The organism is Kribbella sp. ALI-6-A (genome assembly GCF_001984195.1).
Lineage (GTDB): Bacteria > Actinomycetota > Actinomycetes > Propionibacteriales > Kribbellaceae > Kribbella.
Genome location: NZ_MTQN01000012.1, coordinates 240,834 through 258,685, shown reverse-complemented (window position 1 = coordinate 258,685; position 17,852 = coordinate 240,834). Strand labels below are relative to the sequence as shown.

The following is a 17,852-nucleotide window of genomic DNA, read 5'->3' as shown; positions in this document are numbered from 1 at the left end:
TGACCCCTTATGGCCGTTTCCACGACGATTCCCAGCCGCTTGGCGCCGGCAGCGCTCGGGCCGACGCAGCTGGTGATCGGGCTGCTGGTCTGCACCGACCTGGTGATGCTCGTGCTGCATCTGGCCCACCGCAGCGTCCAGGTCGGCCTGCGGGTTCCCGTGGTGAAGTCGGCGGCCTTCAACATCTCCAGCGACCACGGCATCGCGGAGAGCTTCGGCTACGTGCAGCTGTTCTGGGCCGTCCTGCTGCTGGTCTGGCTCGGGTTGTTCGGCCGGCGGCGGTCGTACCTGCCGTGGGCGCTGCTGTTCGGATACCTGCTGGTCGATGACTTCTTCGGCCTGCACGAAGCTGCCGGTACGGCGCTGGTCGGCGCGACGGGCCGCTCGCCCGAGCAGCTGGTGTTCGCCGGAGTGCGGTTGCAGGATCTCGGCGAGCTGGGCTTCGCGTTGTCGGTCGGACTGGTGCTGCTGGCCCTACTGGTGTGGGGCTATCTGCGCGGCACCGCGCGGACGCGGGCGACGTACCGGCGGCTGTTCGGGCTGAGTTTGCTGCTGGCGGTGTTCGGGATGCTCGTCGACGGACTGGCGACGGGCGTCGGCGACAGCGGGTTGCAGCTCCTGCATCTGCTCGAGGACGGCGGCGAGCTGCTCGCGATGACCGCTGTGCTCGGGTACGTCGTCAGCCTTGTGGTTGGGGAGCGCTGAGCTCGGCGCGCAGGCGTTCGAGGATGCCGCGCAGCAGGCGGGAGACCTGCATCTGGCTGACGCCGAGCTCGTTGCCGATCTCCTCCTGGGTGAAGCCGTTGCAGAACCGCAGCTCGAGGATGCGGCGTTCACGGTCGTCCAGGTCGGAGACGACGGGAGTCAGGGTGTGCACGTTCTCGACCAGCTCGTAGCCCTGTTCGGCGTCGGCGACGGTCTCCATCAGCGTCACGCCGCCGTCGGCTGAACCGGGAGCGTCCAGCGACAGGGTGCTGAAGCAGTTGCGGACCGACATCGCCTCCGCGACCTCGTCCGGTGCGGTGCCCAGCGCCTCGGCGGTCTCGCGGTCCGAAGGCAGGTGCCCGAGTTTCTGGGTCAGCTCCGGCTCGGCGGCCGCGATCGTGCCCTGCATCTCCTGGACCCGGCGCGGCGGACGCACGGTCCAGGCGCAGTCGCGGAAGTAGCGTTTGAGCTCGCCGCGGATCGTCGGTACGGCGTACGCGAGAAAGGTGCTCGACTCGTCCGGGCGGTAGCCGTTGGCGGCCTTGACCAGCCCGAGGCAGGCGACCTGCTCGAGGTCGTCGGCGTCGACGCCCTTGCGGCGGTAGCGGGAGGCGATCGAGCGAGCGATCGGAGCGTTCAGGAGGACGACCTGGTCGAGCAGGTCCTGGCGTTGGGGTTCCGGCAGGCCGGCGGCCCGCTCCAGCAGTTCCTGGGTCTGATCGGCGATCTGCTGCTTGGTTCCGGCCGGTTGTACAGGTGCGATCGTCACGGGGCAAACCTCGTCGTGTCGTTCCTGCGGAGGTGGCGTCATGGCTGAGCCCCTCGGCTCCACCAGACCAAACCTGCTGGACCGACGCAACCCCTCCTGCGTTACAGGTGTTTGAAACCTGACCGGCGCCCGCCTGGGAATAGGCTTGCCGCCGCCCGGGAACCAGGTGGACTGTGAACGACTTCACTGGTGCCGAGAAGTTCGTCCCGGATCGCGGTGGGCTGCGGGCGTTGCGGGCCGCGCTGCCGACGTGCCGCGGCTGCGACCTGTGGCAGGACGCGGAGCACGTCGTACCGGGGGAGGGGCCGGCGCGGGCCCGGATGATGCTGATCGGTGAGCAGCCGGGCGACGTCGAGGACAAGGAAGGGCACGTGTTCGTCGGGCCCGCCGGACGGTTGCTGGACAAGGCACTGGTGGCCGCGGGCATCGAACGCGACGACGTGTACCTGACCAACGCGGTCAAGCACTTCCGGTTCGAGCGGCAGGGCAAGCGGCGGATCCACAAGACGCCGGCCGTCGGTCATATCGTTGCCTGCAGCCCCTGGTTGCGATCCGAGCTGGGCATCGTGAAGCCCGCGCTGGTGGTCGTGCTCGGCTCGATCGCGGCGCGGGCGGTGCTCGGGACCGGCTTCAAGGTGACCCAGCACCGAGGCGAGCCGGTCGAACTGCCCGACGGGACGCCGGCCACCGCCACCGTGCATCCGTCCTCGGTGGTGCGGTCGCGGGAGTATCGCCGGGACTTCGAGCTGTTCGTCGACGACCTGCGCGCTGCCGCGGCGATGCTGTAGCCCTCACGTGCGGTGGCCGCCGCGGCCAGGGTGTGGCCCGGCTGCGGCGGCGCGCACGTACGGCGAGCTACTTGGCGCGGCGCAGCTCGGGCAGGATCTCGTCGCGGTACAGGTTCATCATGTCGATCGTGTGCGGCCCCATGTTGGCCACGTACACCTCGTCGAACCCGGCCTCGAGGTACGGCTTGAAGGCCTCCAGGTGCGTGTCGGCCTTGGGCCCCGCGGCGATCGACTCGGCGGTCGACTCCTTGGTGACCAGCTGAGAGGCCTGCTCGAAGTGACGCGGCGACGGCAGCACCTGGGCGAGCTCGCCGGGCAGCCCCGAGTTGGCCCAGATCCGGTGCGCCTGCTCGACGCCTTCCTCCTCGGTCGGGGCGTAGCTGACCTTGAAGCCCGCTTGAGCCGGCTTGGCGCCACCGCCGTTGGTGCGGAAGCGGTTGAGCAGTTCCTGGTCTGGTGAGGTGGTGATGTAGCCGTCCGCGATCCGCGCGGCCACGTCGGTCGCCTGCGGTCCGAAACCGGACATGTAGATCGGCAGCGGGCTGTCCGGCCGGGTGTAGATCCGCGCGGTGTCGACGGTGTAGTGCTTGCCGCGGTGCGACACGAAGCCGTCCTCGGTCCAGAGCCGGCGCATGATCTCGACGGCTTCTTCCAGCATTTCCAGCCGGACGTCGACGGTCGGCCAGACGTCGCCGAGCACGTGCTCGTTCAGCGCCTCGCCGGTCCCGATGCCGAGCGTGAACCGGCCGTTCAGCAGCACGGCGCTGGTCGCGGCCGCCTGCGCGATCACCACGGGATGGATCCGGACCGTCGGGCAGGTGACCGCCGTGGTGACCGGCAGCTCACAGACCTGGGAGATCGCGCCGATCGTCGACCAGACGAACGCGCTCTGGCCCTGCTCGTCGTTCCACGGGTGGAAGTGGTCACTGATCCACAGCCCGTCGAACCCGGCCTCCTCGGCCAGCCGGGCCTGCTCGATCAGCTGGGCCGGCGTGTACTCCTCGCTGGACAGGAAATAGCCGATCTTCACAACGTCTCCTCCACTCGCGGGCGTTTCGGGATGTGTCTGCCCGGTGCCCGGCGGGCGGCCGGGCATTCACCCCTGCGCACTGCCGAGCCGCTCAGCGGTGCCGGTTGCTGTCCGTGGCCGGTCGTGTCGGGAAACGGTTGCCCGGAAATCGGATCGAATTGTGACCGTTTGACCTGTTGGGGGCCGGGCACATGATGTGAGGCGGGAAACCGCTGCAAGACCAACGGGGTACAGCCGCCGGGCAGGTCGCCCGGCCGTCGAGAAAGGAACGACCATGGGCTTGGTGCTCTGGATCATCGCGGCGATCCTCGTCATTTCAGGAATCGTCTCGCTCGTTCGCGGCCAGCTCCTGATGGGCGCCGCACTGATCGTCGTAGGCCTGCTGGTCGGGCCCGGCGGTGTCAGCATCTTCACCTGATCCTCTGAACGACCGAGGGCCGCGGCATCCGCCGCGGCCCTCGGCCCGTCCGGGGGTGGATCACGGCAAGGGCTCAGCCCGAGTGCGGAAAACCCGGTCCGCCGCGCGCATCCGTAATTGCTCCAGCTCCTCGAGCTGTTGTTGCGCGTCGGCCAGTAACCCGTCCAGCTCGACGGGGTCGAACCCCTTCTCCTCCGTCGACAGCGATCGCAGTACCCGCCAGCCGGCCGCTTTGCCCTCGACGGTGATGCGCAGCATCTCCAGCTCCGTCACGTCGCTCAACGGCGATCGCCGGACCAGTTCGCCGTTCGGCTTGAACCGGCCGAGCTTCTCCGCCACCCAAGCACTGGCGTTCTTCACCGGATCCGGCTTCGCGTCGACGACGGCCAGGTACTTGGCCAGCACGGTCCGCTCGTGCTCGATCCGCTCCGACATCGCGGTCAGCGCGGTCCGGGTGACCGGTCGCTCTGCTGGTCGGCGGCCCGCCGGAACAGTTCGATCGCGGCGGAGGATCCGGCGTAGTGATCCTGCAGGTAGGTCGCAAGGCGCTTCTGGTCGATCATCAGGCTCCCCAGAGTCGACTCTGCCTGGTCCCCAGGCCGGTACCCACGGTGGCGCGGACGAACCGGCCGGCCGATCACTGACAGCGGTTGTCAGGTTTCGGCGCTTGACTGGGGTTCTCACCGACCTGGAGGAAACGCTCGATGGACTGTTGCGCCGTACTCGACCTGCGTCAGTACACCCTGTACGACGGCCGCCGCGACGACCTGATCACGCTGTTCGACCGCGAGTTCGTCGAGGGGCAGGAGGCGTACGGCATGCACGTGTGCGGGCAGTTCCGCGACCTCGACGACGAGAACCAGTTCGTGTGGTTGCGCGGGTTCGCCAGTCTGGACGCGCGGGCCGAGGCGTTGCGGGGGTTCTACTCCGGGCCGGTCTGGAAGGCGCACTCCGCCGAGGCGAACGCCACGATGAAGGACTCCGACAACGCGCTGCTGCTTCGTCCGCTCGCGCTCGGGGCGGACTGGCCGGCGCTCGACTCGCCACGGCTGCCGGTCAACGCTGTGCCGGAGGACGCTGTGGAGGCCCGCGACACGGTGGTCGCCGGCGCGGTCTACCACCGGGTGCCGAATGACGACGGGTTCGTCGAGTTCTTCACCGAGCGGGTTGAGCCGGCCCTGGCCGACGCCGGCGTGCGGTTCGCTGGGATCTTCGAGACCTTGCCGGTCGAGAACAACTTCCCCGCGTTGCCCTTGCGCGACGAGACCGTGCTCGTTTGGGTTGCGGTGTTCGCCGACGACACGGCGTACCAGCAGCACCGGGCGCGCTTGGCCAAGTCGGCGTCCTGGGCGGAGATCGCCGCCGAGCTGGAACGCCGCTGCAGCAAGCCGACCCAGGAGCTGCGGCTCCGCCCGACCACGCGTTCGCAGCTGGGCCGACAAAAGCTGGGCCGATAAATCAATTGCATTGCCCGGTAGGGCCGTGCATCCTGAGCATGCTCGTGCAGCGAGAAGCGCTGCCTGGACCTGAGGAGGGCTGACGAATGGCCATCACTGTGCTGCGGCTTGCCCGCGTCAGACTCACCTCTAGCTCCAGGAGCACATCAGATGTCTTCCGACGTCTTCCGCACCACGCACGAACTTTCTGACCTCAACTGGACCGACCTGCCCGAGCAGCGGTCCACCGACGACCAGGCCGTCGACGAAGCCTTCGTCTTCGAGTTCTCGGCCGTCGACGAACGCCTGGGTCCCGATCAGCGCTGGTCGACCTGGCTGGACGTCGAGCGCAGCGCGCGCGGCCCCAAGCCACGCCCTGACTGGGTCGTGACCGAAGAAGCCGCGATCGACACCGAGCTCGGCATTCTCAAGACCGGCAAGGAAGCCGACGTCTTCCTGCTCGAACGCGCCGTCGACGCCATCGGCGGCAACCCGGCCCGCTCGTCGCTGCTCGCGGCCAAGCGGTACCGGACCGAGGAACACCGGACGTTCCACCGCAGTACGGCGTACGTCGAAGGCCGCCGGACCCGCAACAGCCGCGACAGTCGCGCGATGGCGAAAAAGACCTCGCACGGCCGCAGCGTCGCCGCCGGCCAGTGGGCCTACGCGGAGTGGGAAGCGCTGTGCCGGCTGTGGAAGGCCGGAGTCCCGGTCCCGTATCCCGTGCAGGTCGACGGCACCGAACTCCTGATGGAGTTCATCGACGACGGCGAAGGCGGCGCCGCACCCCGGCTCGCCCAGGTCCGGCCGTCCAGGCAGGTGCTCGAGCTGTACTTCGAGCAGGTCCGCGACGGGATGCGCGAACTGGCCCGGGCCGGGCTGGCCCACGGCGACCTCTCGCCGTTCAACGTGCTCGCCCAGCCCGACCGGATCGTGATGATCGACCTGCCGCAGGTGCTCGACATCGTCGGCAATCCCAAAGGCATGGACTTCCTGCTCAGGGACTGCCACAACATGGCGACCTGGTTCACCAACCGCGGACTGGAGGTCGACGAGCAGGAGTTGTTCGCCGACCTGCTGTCGATGGTCTTCTAGGGTCGGGCTGCTAGATCGCCTTGCGCAACAGGGGAACCAGCGGGACCAGCCGGTCGGGGTAGGCGTCGACGAGACCGTCGACATGATTGCCCGCCTCGACCCGCTGGTACCGGAACAGGTGCTCGCGACCGGCGCGACGCACCATCGCGGCGTAAACGTCGGAGTCCTGCGTGATCGGCAGCAGGCTGTCGAAGGTGCCGTGAATGGTGGTCAGCGGCTTGCCGATCTTGCCGGTGAGCGCGATACGCCGTACTGCCTGCTGGGCTTGGGGTCTTGCGCTGTAGTCGTAGGCGGCTTCGGTGCCGGTGTAGGTCGGGTCGAGCTCGGCGGCGTAGATCCGCTGGGTGAGCTTCCAGTAGACGGTGTAGTGGTAGTCCCACAGGAAGCTCGACTTCGCGTTGAAGCCGGCTTTCTCGATCAGGCTCGGGTTTTGTTGCTCGTAGCCCCTGATCGCCGGTGGCAGGAAGCTGAGCAGGTTAGGCCCGTCGGCCTTCCACAGGGTGCCTTCGAGATCGACGCCGCGGGTGTAGAGCTCGGGGTGGTTCTCGAGCTGCCACCGCACCAGGTACCCACCGTTGGAGATGCCGGCGGCAACCACTTCACGCGGCGCGCGATGGTAGTACCGGGTCACCGCCTTGCGTGCGGCTCTGGTCAGCTCCGTCATCCGATGGTTCCACTCGACGATCGCGTCGCCGGGCTTGGTCCCGTCGCGATAGAACTCCGCACCGGTGTTGCCCTTGTCGGTCGCCGCGTACGCATATCCCTTGGCCAGTACGTCGTCCGAGATCGCGCGATCGTTGGCGTACTGCGCCCGGACCCCCGGCGATCCGGCGACCACCAGCCCACCGTTCCACCGATGGGGGAGACGGAGCACGAACTGGGAGTCGTGGTTCCACCCGTTGTTGGCGTTGGTCCGCGAGGTGTCGGGAAAGTAGCCGTCCACCTGGATCCCCGGGACGGCCTCAGGCTGCGGCAGCGCGGAGTGGGTGAGTCCCGCGTAGTCCGCCGGGTTAGTCCGGCCGCCGACGGTCGTCAGGTCGTCCAGGCAGGTGACTTCGGCGTACTCGGCGCCTGGAACCCGCACCTGTGGACAGCCTCCGGCGTCGGCGGGGAGCGCGAGGGTGGACGTCACAAGGACGATGGCGAGCGAGGCGGCGAGGCGGCGCATGAACCCTCCTGGAGTCGGATGCGCGCCAAGCTACGAGGCGGCCGGACCGTTGTGGAGGTGTGCGGGGGCCACAACCACTGCAGGCCGGGTGGGCCGGCGCCACACGGTGCCCGCGTGCGTTGGCGACAGCCCGTTCACGTACGGCGCCGACCGCGCCAGGGCCCGTCAGACCCTCCGCCCGCTAGCGAGGGGAGGGCCTGCATGGGGGAACGTTCAGCTGACCGCCCTCGCCGCCGCGCGACCGGCTGTGCGGCCGGAAAACAGGCAGCCGCCGAGGAAGGTGCCTTCCAGGGAGCGGTAGCCGTGGACTCCGCCGCCGCCGAAGCCGGCGACCTCGCCGGCTGCGTACACGCCGGGGAGCGGAGTGCCGTCGGGGCGGAGGACTCGGGAGTCGAGGTCGGTCTGGAGGCCGCCGAGGGACTTGCGGGTGAGGATGTTGAGTTTGACGGCGATGAGCGGGCCGGCTTTGGGGTCGAGGATGCGGTGCGGGGTGGCGACCCGGATCAGCTTGTCGCCACGGTAGTTGCGGGCGCCGCGCAGGGCGGTGATCTGCAGGTCCTTGGTGAAGGTGTTGGCGAGCTCGCGGTCCCGCGCGACGATCTGCTGTTCCAGCGACGCGAGGTCGATCAGGTTCTCACCGGTCATCGCGTTCATGCCGCGCACCAGGTCGGCCAGGTTGTCCTTGACGACGAAGTCGGCGCCCTTGTCCATGAACGCCCGGACCGGCACCGTCGCCCCGCCGCGCGCGCGGCCGAGCACGCCGCGGATGTCCTTACCGGTGAGGTCGGGGTTCTGCTCCTGGCCCGAGAGCGCGAACTCCTTCTCGATGATCTTCTGGGTCAGCACGAACCAGCTGTAGTCGTAGCCGGTGCTCATGATGTGTTCGAGCGTGCCGAGCGTGTCGAAGCCCGGGAACAGCGGCACCGGCAGCCGCTTCCCGGTCGCGTCGAACCACAGCGACGACGGCCCGGGCAGGATCCGGATGCCGTGCATGGGCCAGATCGGGTCCCAGTTCTGGATGCCCTCGACGTAGTGCCACATCCGGTCGCGGTTCACGTACCGGCCGCCGGCCGCCTCGGTGATCGCGAGCATGCGGCCGTCGACGTGCGCCGGTACGCCGCTGATCATGTTCTTGGGCGGGTTTCCCATCCGGGCCGGCCACTGCTCGCGGACCAGGTCGTGGTTGCCGCCGATCCCGCCGGAGGTGACGATCACCGCCTGCGCCGTCAGCGCGAAGTCCTCCAGCTCGACCCGCGAACTCGGCACCGCGCGAGCGGACTCACTCGGCTCCAGAACCTTGCCGGCGACCCCGACGACGACTCCGCCGGTGACAGTCAGCTCGTCGACCCGGTGCCGGAACCGCAGCTCCACCAGGCCTTTCGCGACCGCTTCCCGGACCCGCCGCTCGAACGGTGCGACCAGCCCCGGCCCGGTGCCCCACGTGATGTGGAACCGCGGCACCGAGTTGCCGTGCCCGTCCGCGTTGTACCCCCCACGCTCGGCCCAGCCGACGACCGGGAACCAGCGCACCCCCTGCGCGTGCAGCCAGGGCCGCTTCTCGCCGGCCGCGAAGTCGACGTACGCCTCGGCCCACTGCCGCGCCCAGAAGTCCTCGTCGTCCAACCGGTCGAACCCGGCCGATCCGAGCCAGTCCTGCAGCGCGAGGTCGTGGGAGTCCTTGATCCCCATCCGGCGCTGCTCGGGGGAGTCGACGAACATCAGACCGCCGAAGGACCAGTGCGCCTGCCCACCGAGCGACGCTTCGGGCTCCTGGTCGAGCAGCAGCACCTTGCGTCCCGCGTCGGCCAGCTCGGCGGTGGCGGCCAGCCCGGCCAGCCCCGCTCCCACGACGATCACATCTGCATCCATCGGACCCGTCTCCTCGCGTCGGTCGTCCATGGATACCAGACAACCCGACCGGTAGACCGTAGCTGCGCGGTGTTGCAAGAATCGAGACCGTGACGACCCTTTCCGCGCAGACTCTGACCCTGCCCGTCGCCGACCTCGGTCCGGAGAACCCGCTCCCACCGCTGCGCGGACACCGCGACCTGCACCGCGTCGAGAACCTCGACGCCCTCCCGCCCGACCTCGCCGAGAACATCCGGTACGGCGGACTGCGCAGCGTCCTGCCCTGCCTCGACCAGGACGGCTACGGCCGGACCCTCGTCGAGCAGCCGCTGCCGACGCTCGTCCTGGAGAACGACCACCTGCGCGCGACCGTCCTTCCGACACTCGGCGGCCGGCTCTACTCGCTCGTCCATCGACCGGCCGGCCAGGAGCTGCTCTACCGCAACCCGGTGATCCAGCCCGCGAACCTTGCCCTGCGCAACGCCTGGTTCGCCGGCGGCGTCGAGTGGAACCTCGGCAGCACCGGTCATTGGACCGGCACGTGCTCCCCGCTGCACGCCGCCCGCGTCGAAGGCCCCGACGGTAGGCCGGTCCTGCGGCTGTGGGAGTGGGAACGCAGCCGCAACCTCGTCGTCCAGCTCGACTTCTGGCTCCCGGACGGCTCCGACCTGCTGTACGTCGGCGTGCGCATCCAGAACCCGTCGCCGGACGTCGTCCCGGCGTACTGGTGGTCGAACATCGCGGTCGAGCAGTCGCCGGGGACGCGAGTGCTGGTTCCGGCCGACCAGGCCTGGCGGTTCGGCTACGGCAACAAGCTCGACCTGGTCGGCGTGCCGGAGTACGAGGGCATCGACCTGACCTATCCGATGCGGCACCGGCGCGCGGTCGACTTCTTTTTCGAACCGTTGCCGGAGCAACGGCCGTGGATCGCCGCAGTGGATGCCGAAGGCAACGGATTGCTGCAGGCATCAACCGCGAGGCTTCGCGGGCGCAAGCTGTTCGTCTGGGGCGAGGGTCGCGGAGGACGGCGCTGGCAGGAGTGGTTGTCGCCGGGCTTGCAAGGTCCGGGCTACTGCGAGATCCAGGCCGGCCTGGCGCGCACCCAGCTCGAGCACCTTAAGTTGCCTGGAGCAACCAGTTGGACCTGGCTGGAAGCGTACGGCCGCCTGTCGGTGGACCCGGCCATCGCGCACGGCCCGTGGAACGAGGCGCGGACCGGCACGGACGCCGTACTGGCCGATCGGGTGGCCGACCTGGAAGAGCGCGAGCAGGCCTGGCTCGGGATCGCGGACGCGAAGCCGGGTGAGCAGTTGGCGGCCGGGTCGGGCTGGGGCGCCCTGGAGTTGGCCCGAACCGGCTGGACGGTGTCAGCGGGAACGCCGTTCGCGGAGTCGACGATGGGCGAGCGGGAGCGAGCCTGGCTGCCGGTACTGCACGGAGAGGCGCCCGGCGCGATGGACGGGACGCTGGTCGGCTGGAAGGACCTGCTGGAGGCGGCGGAGGACAGCTGGCTGACCTGGTACCACCGAGGTGTCGCGCGGTGGTTCGCGGACGACGAAGCCGGCGCGGTCGAAGCGTGGCGCCGATCGGGCGACAACCCGTGGGCGCTGCGGAACCTGGCCGTGGTGACCGGCGACCTGGCGGCGTACGAGCGGGCGACCGAGTTGCTGCCCGAGCTCGTGCCGCTGGTGGTCGAGGCGGTGACCGCTGCGGTGGAGACCGAGCCGGAACGAGCCGGCCGAATCCTCGACCGCGCTCCGGACGACGACCAGCGGATCCGGCTCGCGAAGGTCCGGTACCTGCTGCGGATCGGTGACGGAGCCGGCGCCGAGCGATTGCTCGACGAGGGGATCGAGCCAGCCGGCGTACGTGAAGGGGAGAACCCGCTCGCCGACTACTGGCGGCAGGCGCAGGCATTGCTGGGCACGGATCGGCCGGTGCCGGCGCGGTACGAGTTCGGCATGTTCGGCGACTGACGGCACCCGGCCGGTCACCGGCGGCAACTTTGTCAGGACTTGGGAACCGAGTCCTTCCTGGCAGCGTCTCACCGTCGTGCGGCGAAGGCCGCCGCAGGAAGGAACGACAACGCGGAGAGCGTGGTCGGGGGTGAGTGCCATGGTGACGATCGTCGTACTGGTCGGGTTCGGCCTGGTGCTGCTGGTCGCGGCGTGCATCATGTCGGACGTCTTCGCGGGCGCCTCGCGGCGGCGCGAAGTGGGTGAGGAACGGACCGCCGGCCGGGTGGTCCGGATCCGCGGACCGATCCGCGGGCAGGTCGAGGGCGGAGTCCCGACGGAGTACGTCGAGGTCGTCGTCGAGTACTACACGCGGCGCGGCGAAGGGCCGTTCGAGGTCCACCGCCGGCTGCCGATGGGCAGCAGGAACCTGTACGCCCCGGAGGACCGGGTGATCGTCCGGTACGACGCGCGCAGCCCGCGCCGTGGCCGGATCGAGGGCCGGGTCAGCCACTGGCCGCAGCTGGGACCGAGATCGTCCGAGACGGTCCCGCAGCCCTAGGGCGCCGTTGCTACGGCAGGTAAGGCTCCAGCAGCCGATGAAGGGTCGGGCGCCCCTGGGCCAGGACGTGGTCGGCGTCCTCGGGAGGCAGGCGCTCGGCCAGGTGGGACAGCGCCTCGCCCATCGTGATGGTCAGCGTGACGGTGAGCCGGAACTCGTGGCTGTCGGTGGCGCCGAAGCGCTGGGCGAGCAGCTCGGCGAACTCCCCGGCGTGCTGGTCGTCGAACTCACCGGGCGTCGCCTCCAGCTGCGGATCGCCCAGCCCGCTGAGTACGACGGCCCGGAAGCCCGGGTCGGTCCGGTGCATCTCGCGGAAGGTGTCCAGCGTGACATCGACGGCTTCGCGCCAGTCCGCCACCACGGCGAGCCGCTCGCGGACCGCCTCGGTGTAGCGGTGCTGGTTGCGGCGCTCGATCGCCTGGATCAGCGTGCGCTTGTCCGGGAAGTACCGGTAGACGCTGCCGACCGCGATCTGGGCCCGCTTGGCGATGCTGCTGGTCGAGGCCGCGTCGTAGCCGCGCTCGACCACCTCGGCGCAGGCCGCGTCGAGAATGCGTTCGACCTGGCGGCTGGCCCGGTCCTGGGTCGGCATCCGCCGCAGCGGATAGGCGCCCGGCTCCTCAGCGGTAGTGGAGACCATGAGTTCATTGTGCCCCGCCGAGGGGGACAACGTTGCCATCCGCTGCCGTTCAGTTCGATGACAGCTTCTCGCTGCCCCGCGGTGACCTCTGCCCGGACAGAATCGTGTCCAGCAGGACCGCCCAGATCGACGAGGGGAACTTCAGCATGCGGATCAGCAGCAAACTCACCGCCGGGCTCGCGTCCGCGGCGGTCGCGGCCGCCGGCCTGGCCGGTGCCTCACTCGGCAGCGGCTCGGGTGCGGCCGAGCAGCCCGCGGCGAACGGCGTACAGGCTCCCGCGAACGGCGTACAGGCTCCCGCGAACGACTCGGCCGCGCTGCGGCAGACCCGGTCGGGCTTGCGGATGAACCAGATCCAGACCCTCGGCGCGCACAACGCCTACCACCGCGAGCTGAGCGCGGCCGAGAAGCAGGTCCAGCAGGCGCAGGACCCGAACGCGTTGAACATCTGGTACTCGCACGCCTCGATCCCGCAGCAGTTGCAGGACCAGAACATCCGCACGCTCGAGCTCGACCTGTTCCCGGACCCGGCCGGCGGCCTCTACACCTACCCGCTGATCCGGAAGCTGACCGGTCAGGGCCCGCTCACCGACCCGGCGCTGGCCAAGCCCGGCATCAAGGTGATGCACGTCGTCGACTTCGACTACAACACCAGCTGCCGGACCTTCGTGCTCTGCCTGCAGCAGGTGAAGACCTGGTCCGACCAGCACCCCGACCACGCGCCGGTGACGATCCAGCTGGAGCTGAAGCAGTCCGACCCGCGGCTGGTCGCGGCCGGCGGCGTCAAGGCTCCGCCGTGGGACCTGGCCAACCTGAACAGCATCGACACCGAGATCCGGTCGGTCTTCGGCGAGCGGCAGCTGCTGTCGCCGGACGACGTCCGCAAGCCCGGCCTGACGCTCGAGCAGTCGGTGCTCAGCAAGGGCTGGCCGACGCTCGACCAGGCCCGCGGCAAGGTGATGTTCTTCTTCGACAACGGCGGCGAGGGCCAGATCCGCGACCTCTACCGGACCGGCAAGCCGAACCTCGAAGGTCGCGCGGTCTTCACCCGCGGTCCGGAGGGCCAGCCCGACGCCGCCGTGACGATGGTGAACGACCCGCGCGGCGCGAACCAGGCGGAGATCCAGCGGCTGGTCCGCAAGGGCTACCTGGTCCGGACCCGGTCCGACGAGCCGATGTCGACGGTGCTGGCCAACGAGACCAGCCGGGTGGGAATCGCGCTGGAAAGCGGCGCCCAGTTCGTCACCACCGACTTCCCGGTGGCCGGGATGGCCGCCCGGTACGACAGCGACTTCGTCGCGCAGTTGCCCGGCGGGGTCGCAGTACGCTGCAATCCGGTCTCCTCACCGGCCTGGTGCAGGGGCAACATCTCGGAGAGGTGAGTTCGTGTCGGAGCACGTGGTCGACGTCAGTTGGAGCCGTGGTGAGCACGAATTCACCTACCAGACCTACAGCCGCGACCACGAGTGGCGGTTCGACGGTGGGGTGACGGTGCCGGGGTCGGCCAATCCGGCGTACCTGGGCAGTCCGGGGCCGGTCGACCCCGAGGAGGCGTTCGTGGCGGCGCTGTCGTCGTGCCACATGCTCACGTTCCTCTCGATCGCGGCGAAGAAGCGGCTGGTGGTCGACTCCTACGACGACCACGCCGTCGGGCTGATGGCCAAGAACGAGCGCGGCAAACTGGCGATCACCCAGGTGAGGCTGCACCCGAAGATCGTTTTCGCCGGCGAGCAGCCCGACGCGGCGACGCTGGAGCGGATCCACCACCTGGCGCACGAGGAGTGCTTCATCGCGAACTCGGTGACCACCGAGATCACCGTCGCCTGAGTCCGGACTGCAGAAAACCACCCGGCCCGACTGGCCTGAGCCTCGCGCAAGCGGCGTCAGGACAGTCGGGCGGGTGGTTCTGTGTGCGCCGCTGTGGCGGTGCACTGACGGGTCCGGCGGCGCCTCGCATGGGCGCCTCTGCGGTGTGCGACTTCCGTGCGGTCTACCTCGGTGGGGAAGACCGTCCGGGCGCGCCGCCGGACTCCGTCCGTCCGGTGCGCGCCTAGTGGTGCTCGGCGGCGGCGTTCATCCGGTCGTCGGGGGTCTGGGTGGGCTCGCCCTCGCCGCGCAGGACAATCTGCTCGGTCGCGATGGCTGCCATCAGTCGGTGGATCGTCATGCCGGTGAGACGCACCGACTCACCGGGTATGACGGCGATTTCGAAAAACTTCTGGATGTGACCTACTTCTCATCCAGCCCGTCGGCCCGCAACGGCACCAGCGCGCGGGCTTCGTCGTACGTCGTACCGGTCAGCTCGAGCAGGTCCACGACCGTTGAGCGGATCTGGCCGAGGACGACGACGCCGGACAGCGAGCCGGGGATCGGCATCACGGCGGTCCGGCGGCCGAGCTCGCCGAGCACGCGGTGGGCGGCGACGTCGGCGTGCGGTTCGAACAGGGACTCGGCGATCAGCCGGGTGCCGTCGGCGAGACGTTCGAGCAGCATCGGGTACTCGGCGGGCATCTTCTCGTCCCGCCAGACCGACACCGCGCAGCGCCGGACCAGGACCCGGATGTTGCGGATCGCCCGGTCCAGCGGGACGACCAGGTCGGCGATCTCCTGCACGCGGCCGCGGTGCCGGCGCCGGAACGGCGAGAGCCGGACGACCGCGACGCCCTCGTCGGCGGCGCTGCGCAGGTCGTCGAGCATGGTCTCACTGGCCCGGGCCCGGCGCAGGGCGTCGGTCACGGCGTCCTCGTCGCTGTGCCGCAGGCCTTCGGCGGTCTCGGTCAGGATCGCCGCCAGTTCGTTCAGTACGCCGGACGCTTGTTGCCTAGGACGACGAATCGCCGCCGCCGGGGCGATCGTGGCGGCGGCGAGCGCGACGGCGCCACCGAGCGCGGCGTCCAGCCAGCGGCTGAATCCCGCGCCGGGATCGGGCAGCAGCGTCGTGACGATCGCCGCCTGGACACCCGCCTGGGTGGTCATCAGCGTGCCGGCACCGAGCAGGACGGCGACGCTCATCGCGAGCGCGATCACGAACACGATCTGGACCACACCGGTACCGAAGAAGCGGACGAACAGGTCTCCGACGCCCACCCCGACCGCGACGCCGACCATCACCTCGGCGACCCGGCGCAGGCGCTGGCCGAAGCTGAACCCGAGACACACCATCGCGGCGACCGGGGCGAAGAACGGTTGCTGATGGCCCACGACGTACCGGGCCAGCGCCCAGGCGACACCGGCGGCCAACGCGCACTGGACGATGAAGAAGGCCCGGTTCTGCCACCGGTCGACGCGGCGACGGACCGAGGCGCGGGACCGCTCGGCGGCGTGCGGTGCGATGTCGTCGCGGAGCTCACGCAGCTGATCCAGCGTCAGTCGGACCGGGTCCATGGCCCCATCATCCAGGACACGGTGCCGGTCTGCCTTGATTCACCCCGGCCGGACAGTCAGGGTGGGGCCATGACCGAGAACAACCGTGAGGACTACGGCAGCTACAGCGTCGACGACGAGGACCAGTTGCAGCCGGAGGACACGCTGAACGACCGTGGCGTCGACGACCTGCTGGACGAGGGCTACTCGCCCCCGGAGAAGTGGTCGGCCGGTGAGGGCTTCGGCACCACGGCGGACGAGGCGCTGCAGGGCGAGACGCTGGACCAGCGGCTCGCGCAGGAGGAGCCCGAGCCGGACCCGTACGCCGAGGAGGGCGAGAACGTCGGCGGCCCGGAGGTCGGCAGTCGGCGGTCCGGCCGGCTGGTCGCGCCGGACGAGGGTGCGCACGAGGACGAGGAGAAGGACCTGATCGCCTCCGACGTCGGCTTCGACGGCGCCGCCGCGAGCGCCGAGGAGGCCGCCGTGCACGTGGTCGACGACGACGAGCCGTTCCAGCTCGACGACGAGGACGAGACCGACCTGCAGGACGTCCGCGACGTGGACCTCGGCGACGTCGGCGACCCGGAGGACTGAGCCAAGGCCTTTACCCGATGCCCCCACGCCTGTGGCGTGGGGGCATCGGTCTGTTCAGCGGCGGCTGACGACGACCTCGCAGCCTCGCGAGGGGACCAGCGTGACGTTGCGCGGACGCGCCGGCTCGGGCTCCGGACGGACCGGGTGGACGTCGTACCGGGTGAGGGCGGCGCGGAGGATCTCGGTGGCCTCCATCAGCGTGAAGCCGGCGCCGATGCAGCGCCGGGCGCCACCGCCGAACGGGATCCAGCTGCCCGCTGCGGGCGGGTCCTCGGACAGGAACCGGTCCGGGCGGAACTCGCCGGGCGCCGGGTAGTGCTCGCCGTCGGCGTGTACCAGCCCCAGCGCGGCCATGATCGTGGTGCCGCGCGGCAACCGGTAGCCGGCCAGATCGACCGTCTCGGTCAGCCTGCGGCCCACTTGGTAGACCACCGGGTGCAGTCGCAGCGACTCCTTGGTGATCGCCTCCAGCCGCTCGTCGTCGCCGGTGTCCGCGGCCCGCTGCCCCGCGGCCAGCTCGTCGGGCCGCCGGGCCAGCTCGTGGAACGCCCAGGCCAGCCCGGTCGCGGTGGTCTCGTGGCCGGCCAGCAGCAAGGTGACCAGCTGGTCGCGCAGCTCCACATCCGACCAGCTGCCCGCGGCCAGCAACCGGCTCAGCACGTCGTTGCGCCCGGCAACGTCTCCACGGCGGCGGGCGATCTCGTCGTACAGGATCTCGTCGACCCGGCGCTGGGTCTCCAGATACGTGCGCCACGGCGGCAGCCGGAGCAGCCGCGGGTAGAAGCCGCCGAGCATGATGATCGGCCGGACCGAGACGATCCGGTCGACCAGCGGCCGCAGCTCGGCCAGCCGGTCCGAGTCCGTCACGCCGAACACGACCTGGAGGATCACCTCCAGCGTGAGATCGCGCACCCGGTCGTGCAGCCGGAAGGGCTTGCCGACCGGCCAGGACTCGACCTCCGCGCGGGCCAGGTCGGCGATCATCCCGGCGTACCCACGCAGGGCGTTGCCGAGGAACGCCGGCATCAGCTGACGGCGCATCCGGGCGTGGTCCTCGTCGTCGACCAGCAGCAGCGAATGGTCGCCCATGATCGGCCTGAGCACCTCGTTGCCCTCGCCCGCGTGCATCACCGCCGGCGGCGTCGTGAACACGTCGCGGATGTCCTCGGGCCGGCTCAGCACCACCACCACGCGGCTGGACGGGACCAGCCGGATCGTGAAGACGTCGCCGTACCTGGCCCGCATCCGCGGGAAGAAGGACTTGCGATGGCCGGCGAACAGCACGGTCTGCACCAGCGTCGGCAGCTTCGGCCCCGGCGGCAGCGTGCGCGCGGTCTGCCGATCGAGCGTGCGGGACCCGAGCAAGGGTGTCGGCGTCATGCCACCTCCCGGATGCGGCTGAGGCCACCCACGCTACGACAGCGCGGCGAACGGCGGGTGTCGCGCTCGCGTCGTCCGGCGGACAACGGCAGGGGCCCCGG

At 69.9% G+C, this 17,852-nt stretch carries 19 protein-coding genes; 10 read left to right on the top strand and 9 right to left on the bottom strand.

The window, feature by feature from the left end; genetic code table 11:
- Positions 1-9: 9 nt before the first annotated feature.
- A complete protein-coding gene (locus BWI15_RS27870) occupies positions 10-705 on the top strand; it encodes a hypothetical protein (protein WP_077017529.1) in 696 nt (231 codons plus the stop codon).
- On the opposite strand, the gene BWI15_RS27865 is transcribed toward BWI15_RS27870, so the two are convergent.
- Positions 680-1,474, bottom strand: a complete 795-nt coding sequence (locus BWI15_RS27865) for a sigma-70 family RNA polymerase sigma factor (RefSeq protein WP_077017528.1) — start codon at positions 1,472-1,474, stop codon at positions 680-682. The genes BWI15_RS27870 and BWI15_RS27865 overlap by 26 nt on opposite strands.
- Before the next feature lie 173 nt (positions 1,475-1,647).
- Here BWI15_RS27865 and BWI15_RS27860 point away from each other — a divergent pair, with 173 nt between their 5' ends.
- Entirely contained in the window at positions 1,648-2,262 is a 615-nt protein-coding gene (locus BWI15_RS27860; protein WP_077017527.1) for a UdgX family uracil-DNA binding protein, read from the top strand.
- 67 nt (positions 2,263-2,329) lie between these two features.
- Here BWI15_RS27860 and BWI15_RS27855 read toward each other — a convergent pair whose 3' ends face one another.
- Positions 2,330-3,292, bottom strand: coding sequence for a TIGR03557 family F420-dependent LLM class oxidoreductase (locus BWI15_RS27855; RefSeq protein ID WP_077017526.1), 963 nt, complete (start codon positions 3,290-3,292; stop codon positions 2,330-2,332).
- Positions 3,293-3,566: 274 nt separating this feature from the next.
- Between BWI15_RS27855 and BWI15_RS39535 the strand changes: the two genes are divergently transcribed.
- Positions 3,567-3,710 (top strand): GPGG-motif small membrane protein, encoded by a 144-nt coding sequence (locus tag BWI15_RS39535; protein WP_012918574.1) that lies wholly within the window; start codon positions 3,567-3,569, stop codon positions 3,708-3,710.
- Positions 3,711-3,770: 60 nt separating this feature from the next.
- Here the strand turns inward: BWI15_RS39535 and BWI15_RS27850 are convergent, their stop codons facing one another.
- Entirely contained in the window at positions 3,771-4,145 is a 375-nt protein-coding gene (locus BWI15_RS27850) for a hypothetical protein (RefSeq protein WP_077017525.1), read from the bottom strand.
- 5 nt (positions 4,146-4,150) lie between these two features.
- Entirely contained in the window at positions 4,151-4,273 is a 123-nt protein-coding gene (locus BWI15_RS40495; protein ID WP_269087194.1) for a hypothetical protein, read from the bottom strand.
- Between the two features lie 141 nt (positions 4,274-4,414).
- Here BWI15_RS40495 and BWI15_RS27845 point away from each other — a divergent pair, with 141 nt between their 5' ends.
- The gene (locus BWI15_RS27845; RefSeq protein WP_077017524.1) at positions 4,415-5,167 is read left to right on the top strand and encodes an NIPSNAP family protein; all 753 of its coding nucleotides are present in this window, start codon (positions 4,415-4,417) and stop codon (positions 5,165-5,167) included.
- A gap of 150 nt (positions 5,168-5,317) precedes the next feature.
- Positions 5,318-6,241 (top strand): serine protein kinase RIO, encoded by a 924-nt coding sequence (locus BWI15_RS27840; RefSeq protein ID WP_077017523.1) that lies wholly within the window; start codon positions 5,318-5,320, stop codon positions 6,239-6,241.
- A 10-nt stretch (positions 6,242-6,251) separates the two neighbouring features.
- Here BWI15_RS27840 and BWI15_RS27835 read toward each other — a convergent pair whose 3' ends face one another.
- Both BWI15_RS27835 and BWI15_RS27830 read right to left on the bottom strand, forming a co-directional pair.
- Positions 6,252-7,409, bottom strand: coding sequence for a tannase/feruloyl esterase family alpha/beta hydrolase (locus BWI15_RS27835; protein WP_077017522.1), 1,158 nt, complete (start codon positions 7,407-7,409; stop codon positions 6,252-6,254).
- A 213-nt stretch (positions 7,410-7,622) separates the two neighbouring features.
- Positions 7,623-9,278: an FAD-binding dehydrogenase gene (locus BWI15_RS27830; RefSeq protein WP_077017521.1), complete on the bottom strand. Its 1,656-nt coding sequence runs from the start codon at positions 9,276-9,278 to the stop codon at positions 7,623-7,625.
- Between the two features lie 89 nt (positions 9,279-9,367).
- Between BWI15_RS27830 and BWI15_RS27825 the strand changes: the two genes are divergently transcribed.
- Positions 9,368-11,233, top strand: coding sequence for a DUF5107 domain-containing protein (locus BWI15_RS27825; protein ID WP_077017520.1), 1,866 nt, complete (start codon positions 9,368-9,370; stop codon positions 11,231-11,233).
- 139 nt (positions 11,234-11,372) lie between these two features.
- Positions 11,373-11,774: a DUF3592 domain-containing protein gene (locus BWI15_RS27820; RefSeq protein ID WP_237771489.1), complete on the top strand. Its 402-nt coding sequence runs from the start codon at positions 11,373-11,375 to the stop codon at positions 11,772-11,774.
- Positions 11,775-11,784: 10 nt separating this feature from the next.
- Here BWI15_RS27820 and BWI15_RS27815 read toward each other — a convergent pair whose 3' ends face one another.
- The gene (locus BWI15_RS27815; protein ID WP_077017519.1) at positions 11,785-12,414 is read right to left on the bottom strand and encodes a TetR/AcrR family transcriptional regulator; all 630 of its coding nucleotides are present in this window, start codon (positions 12,412-12,414) and stop codon (positions 11,785-11,787) included.
- A gap of 104 nt (positions 12,415-12,518) precedes the next feature.
- Here BWI15_RS27815 and BWI15_RS27810 point away from each other — a divergent pair, with 104 nt between their 5' ends.
- Complete coding sequence (locus BWI15_RS27810) at positions 12,519-13,796, top strand: phosphatidylinositol-specific phospholipase C1-like protein (RefSeq protein WP_237771488.1); 1,278 nt, start codon at positions 12,519-12,521, stop codon at positions 13,794-13,796.
- A 4-nt stretch (positions 13,797-13,800) separates the two neighbouring features.
- Positions 13,801-14,241 carry an OsmC family protein gene (locus BWI15_RS27805; RefSeq protein WP_077017517.1) on the top strand — a complete coding sequence of 147 codons (441 nt, stop codon included), beginning with the start codon at positions 13,801-13,803 and terminating at the stop codon, positions 14,239-14,241.
- Positions 14,242-14,643: 402 nt separating this feature from the next.
- Here BWI15_RS27805 and BWI15_RS27800 read toward each other — a convergent pair whose 3' ends face one another.
- Complete coding sequence (locus tag BWI15_RS27800; RefSeq protein WP_077017516.1) at positions 14,644-15,798, bottom strand: FUSC family protein; 1,155 nt, start codon at positions 15,796-15,798, stop codon at positions 14,644-14,646.
- Positions 15,799-15,867: 69 nt separating this feature from the next.
- On the opposite strand from BWI15_RS27800, the gene BWI15_RS27795 reads away from it, so the two are divergent.
- A complete protein-coding gene (locus tag BWI15_RS27795) occupies positions 15,868-16,371 on the top strand; it encodes a DUF5709 domain-containing protein (protein ID WP_077017515.1) in 504 nt (167 codons plus the stop codon).
- A gap of 54 nt (positions 16,372-16,425) precedes the next feature.
- On the opposite strand, the gene BWI15_RS27790 is transcribed toward BWI15_RS27795, so the two are convergent.
- Positions 16,426-17,751: a cytochrome P450 gene (locus BWI15_RS27790; RefSeq protein ID WP_077017514.1), complete on the bottom strand. Its 1,326-nt coding sequence runs from the start codon at positions 17,749-17,751 to the stop codon at positions 16,426-16,428.
- Positions 17,752-17,852 lie beyond the last annotated feature (101 nt).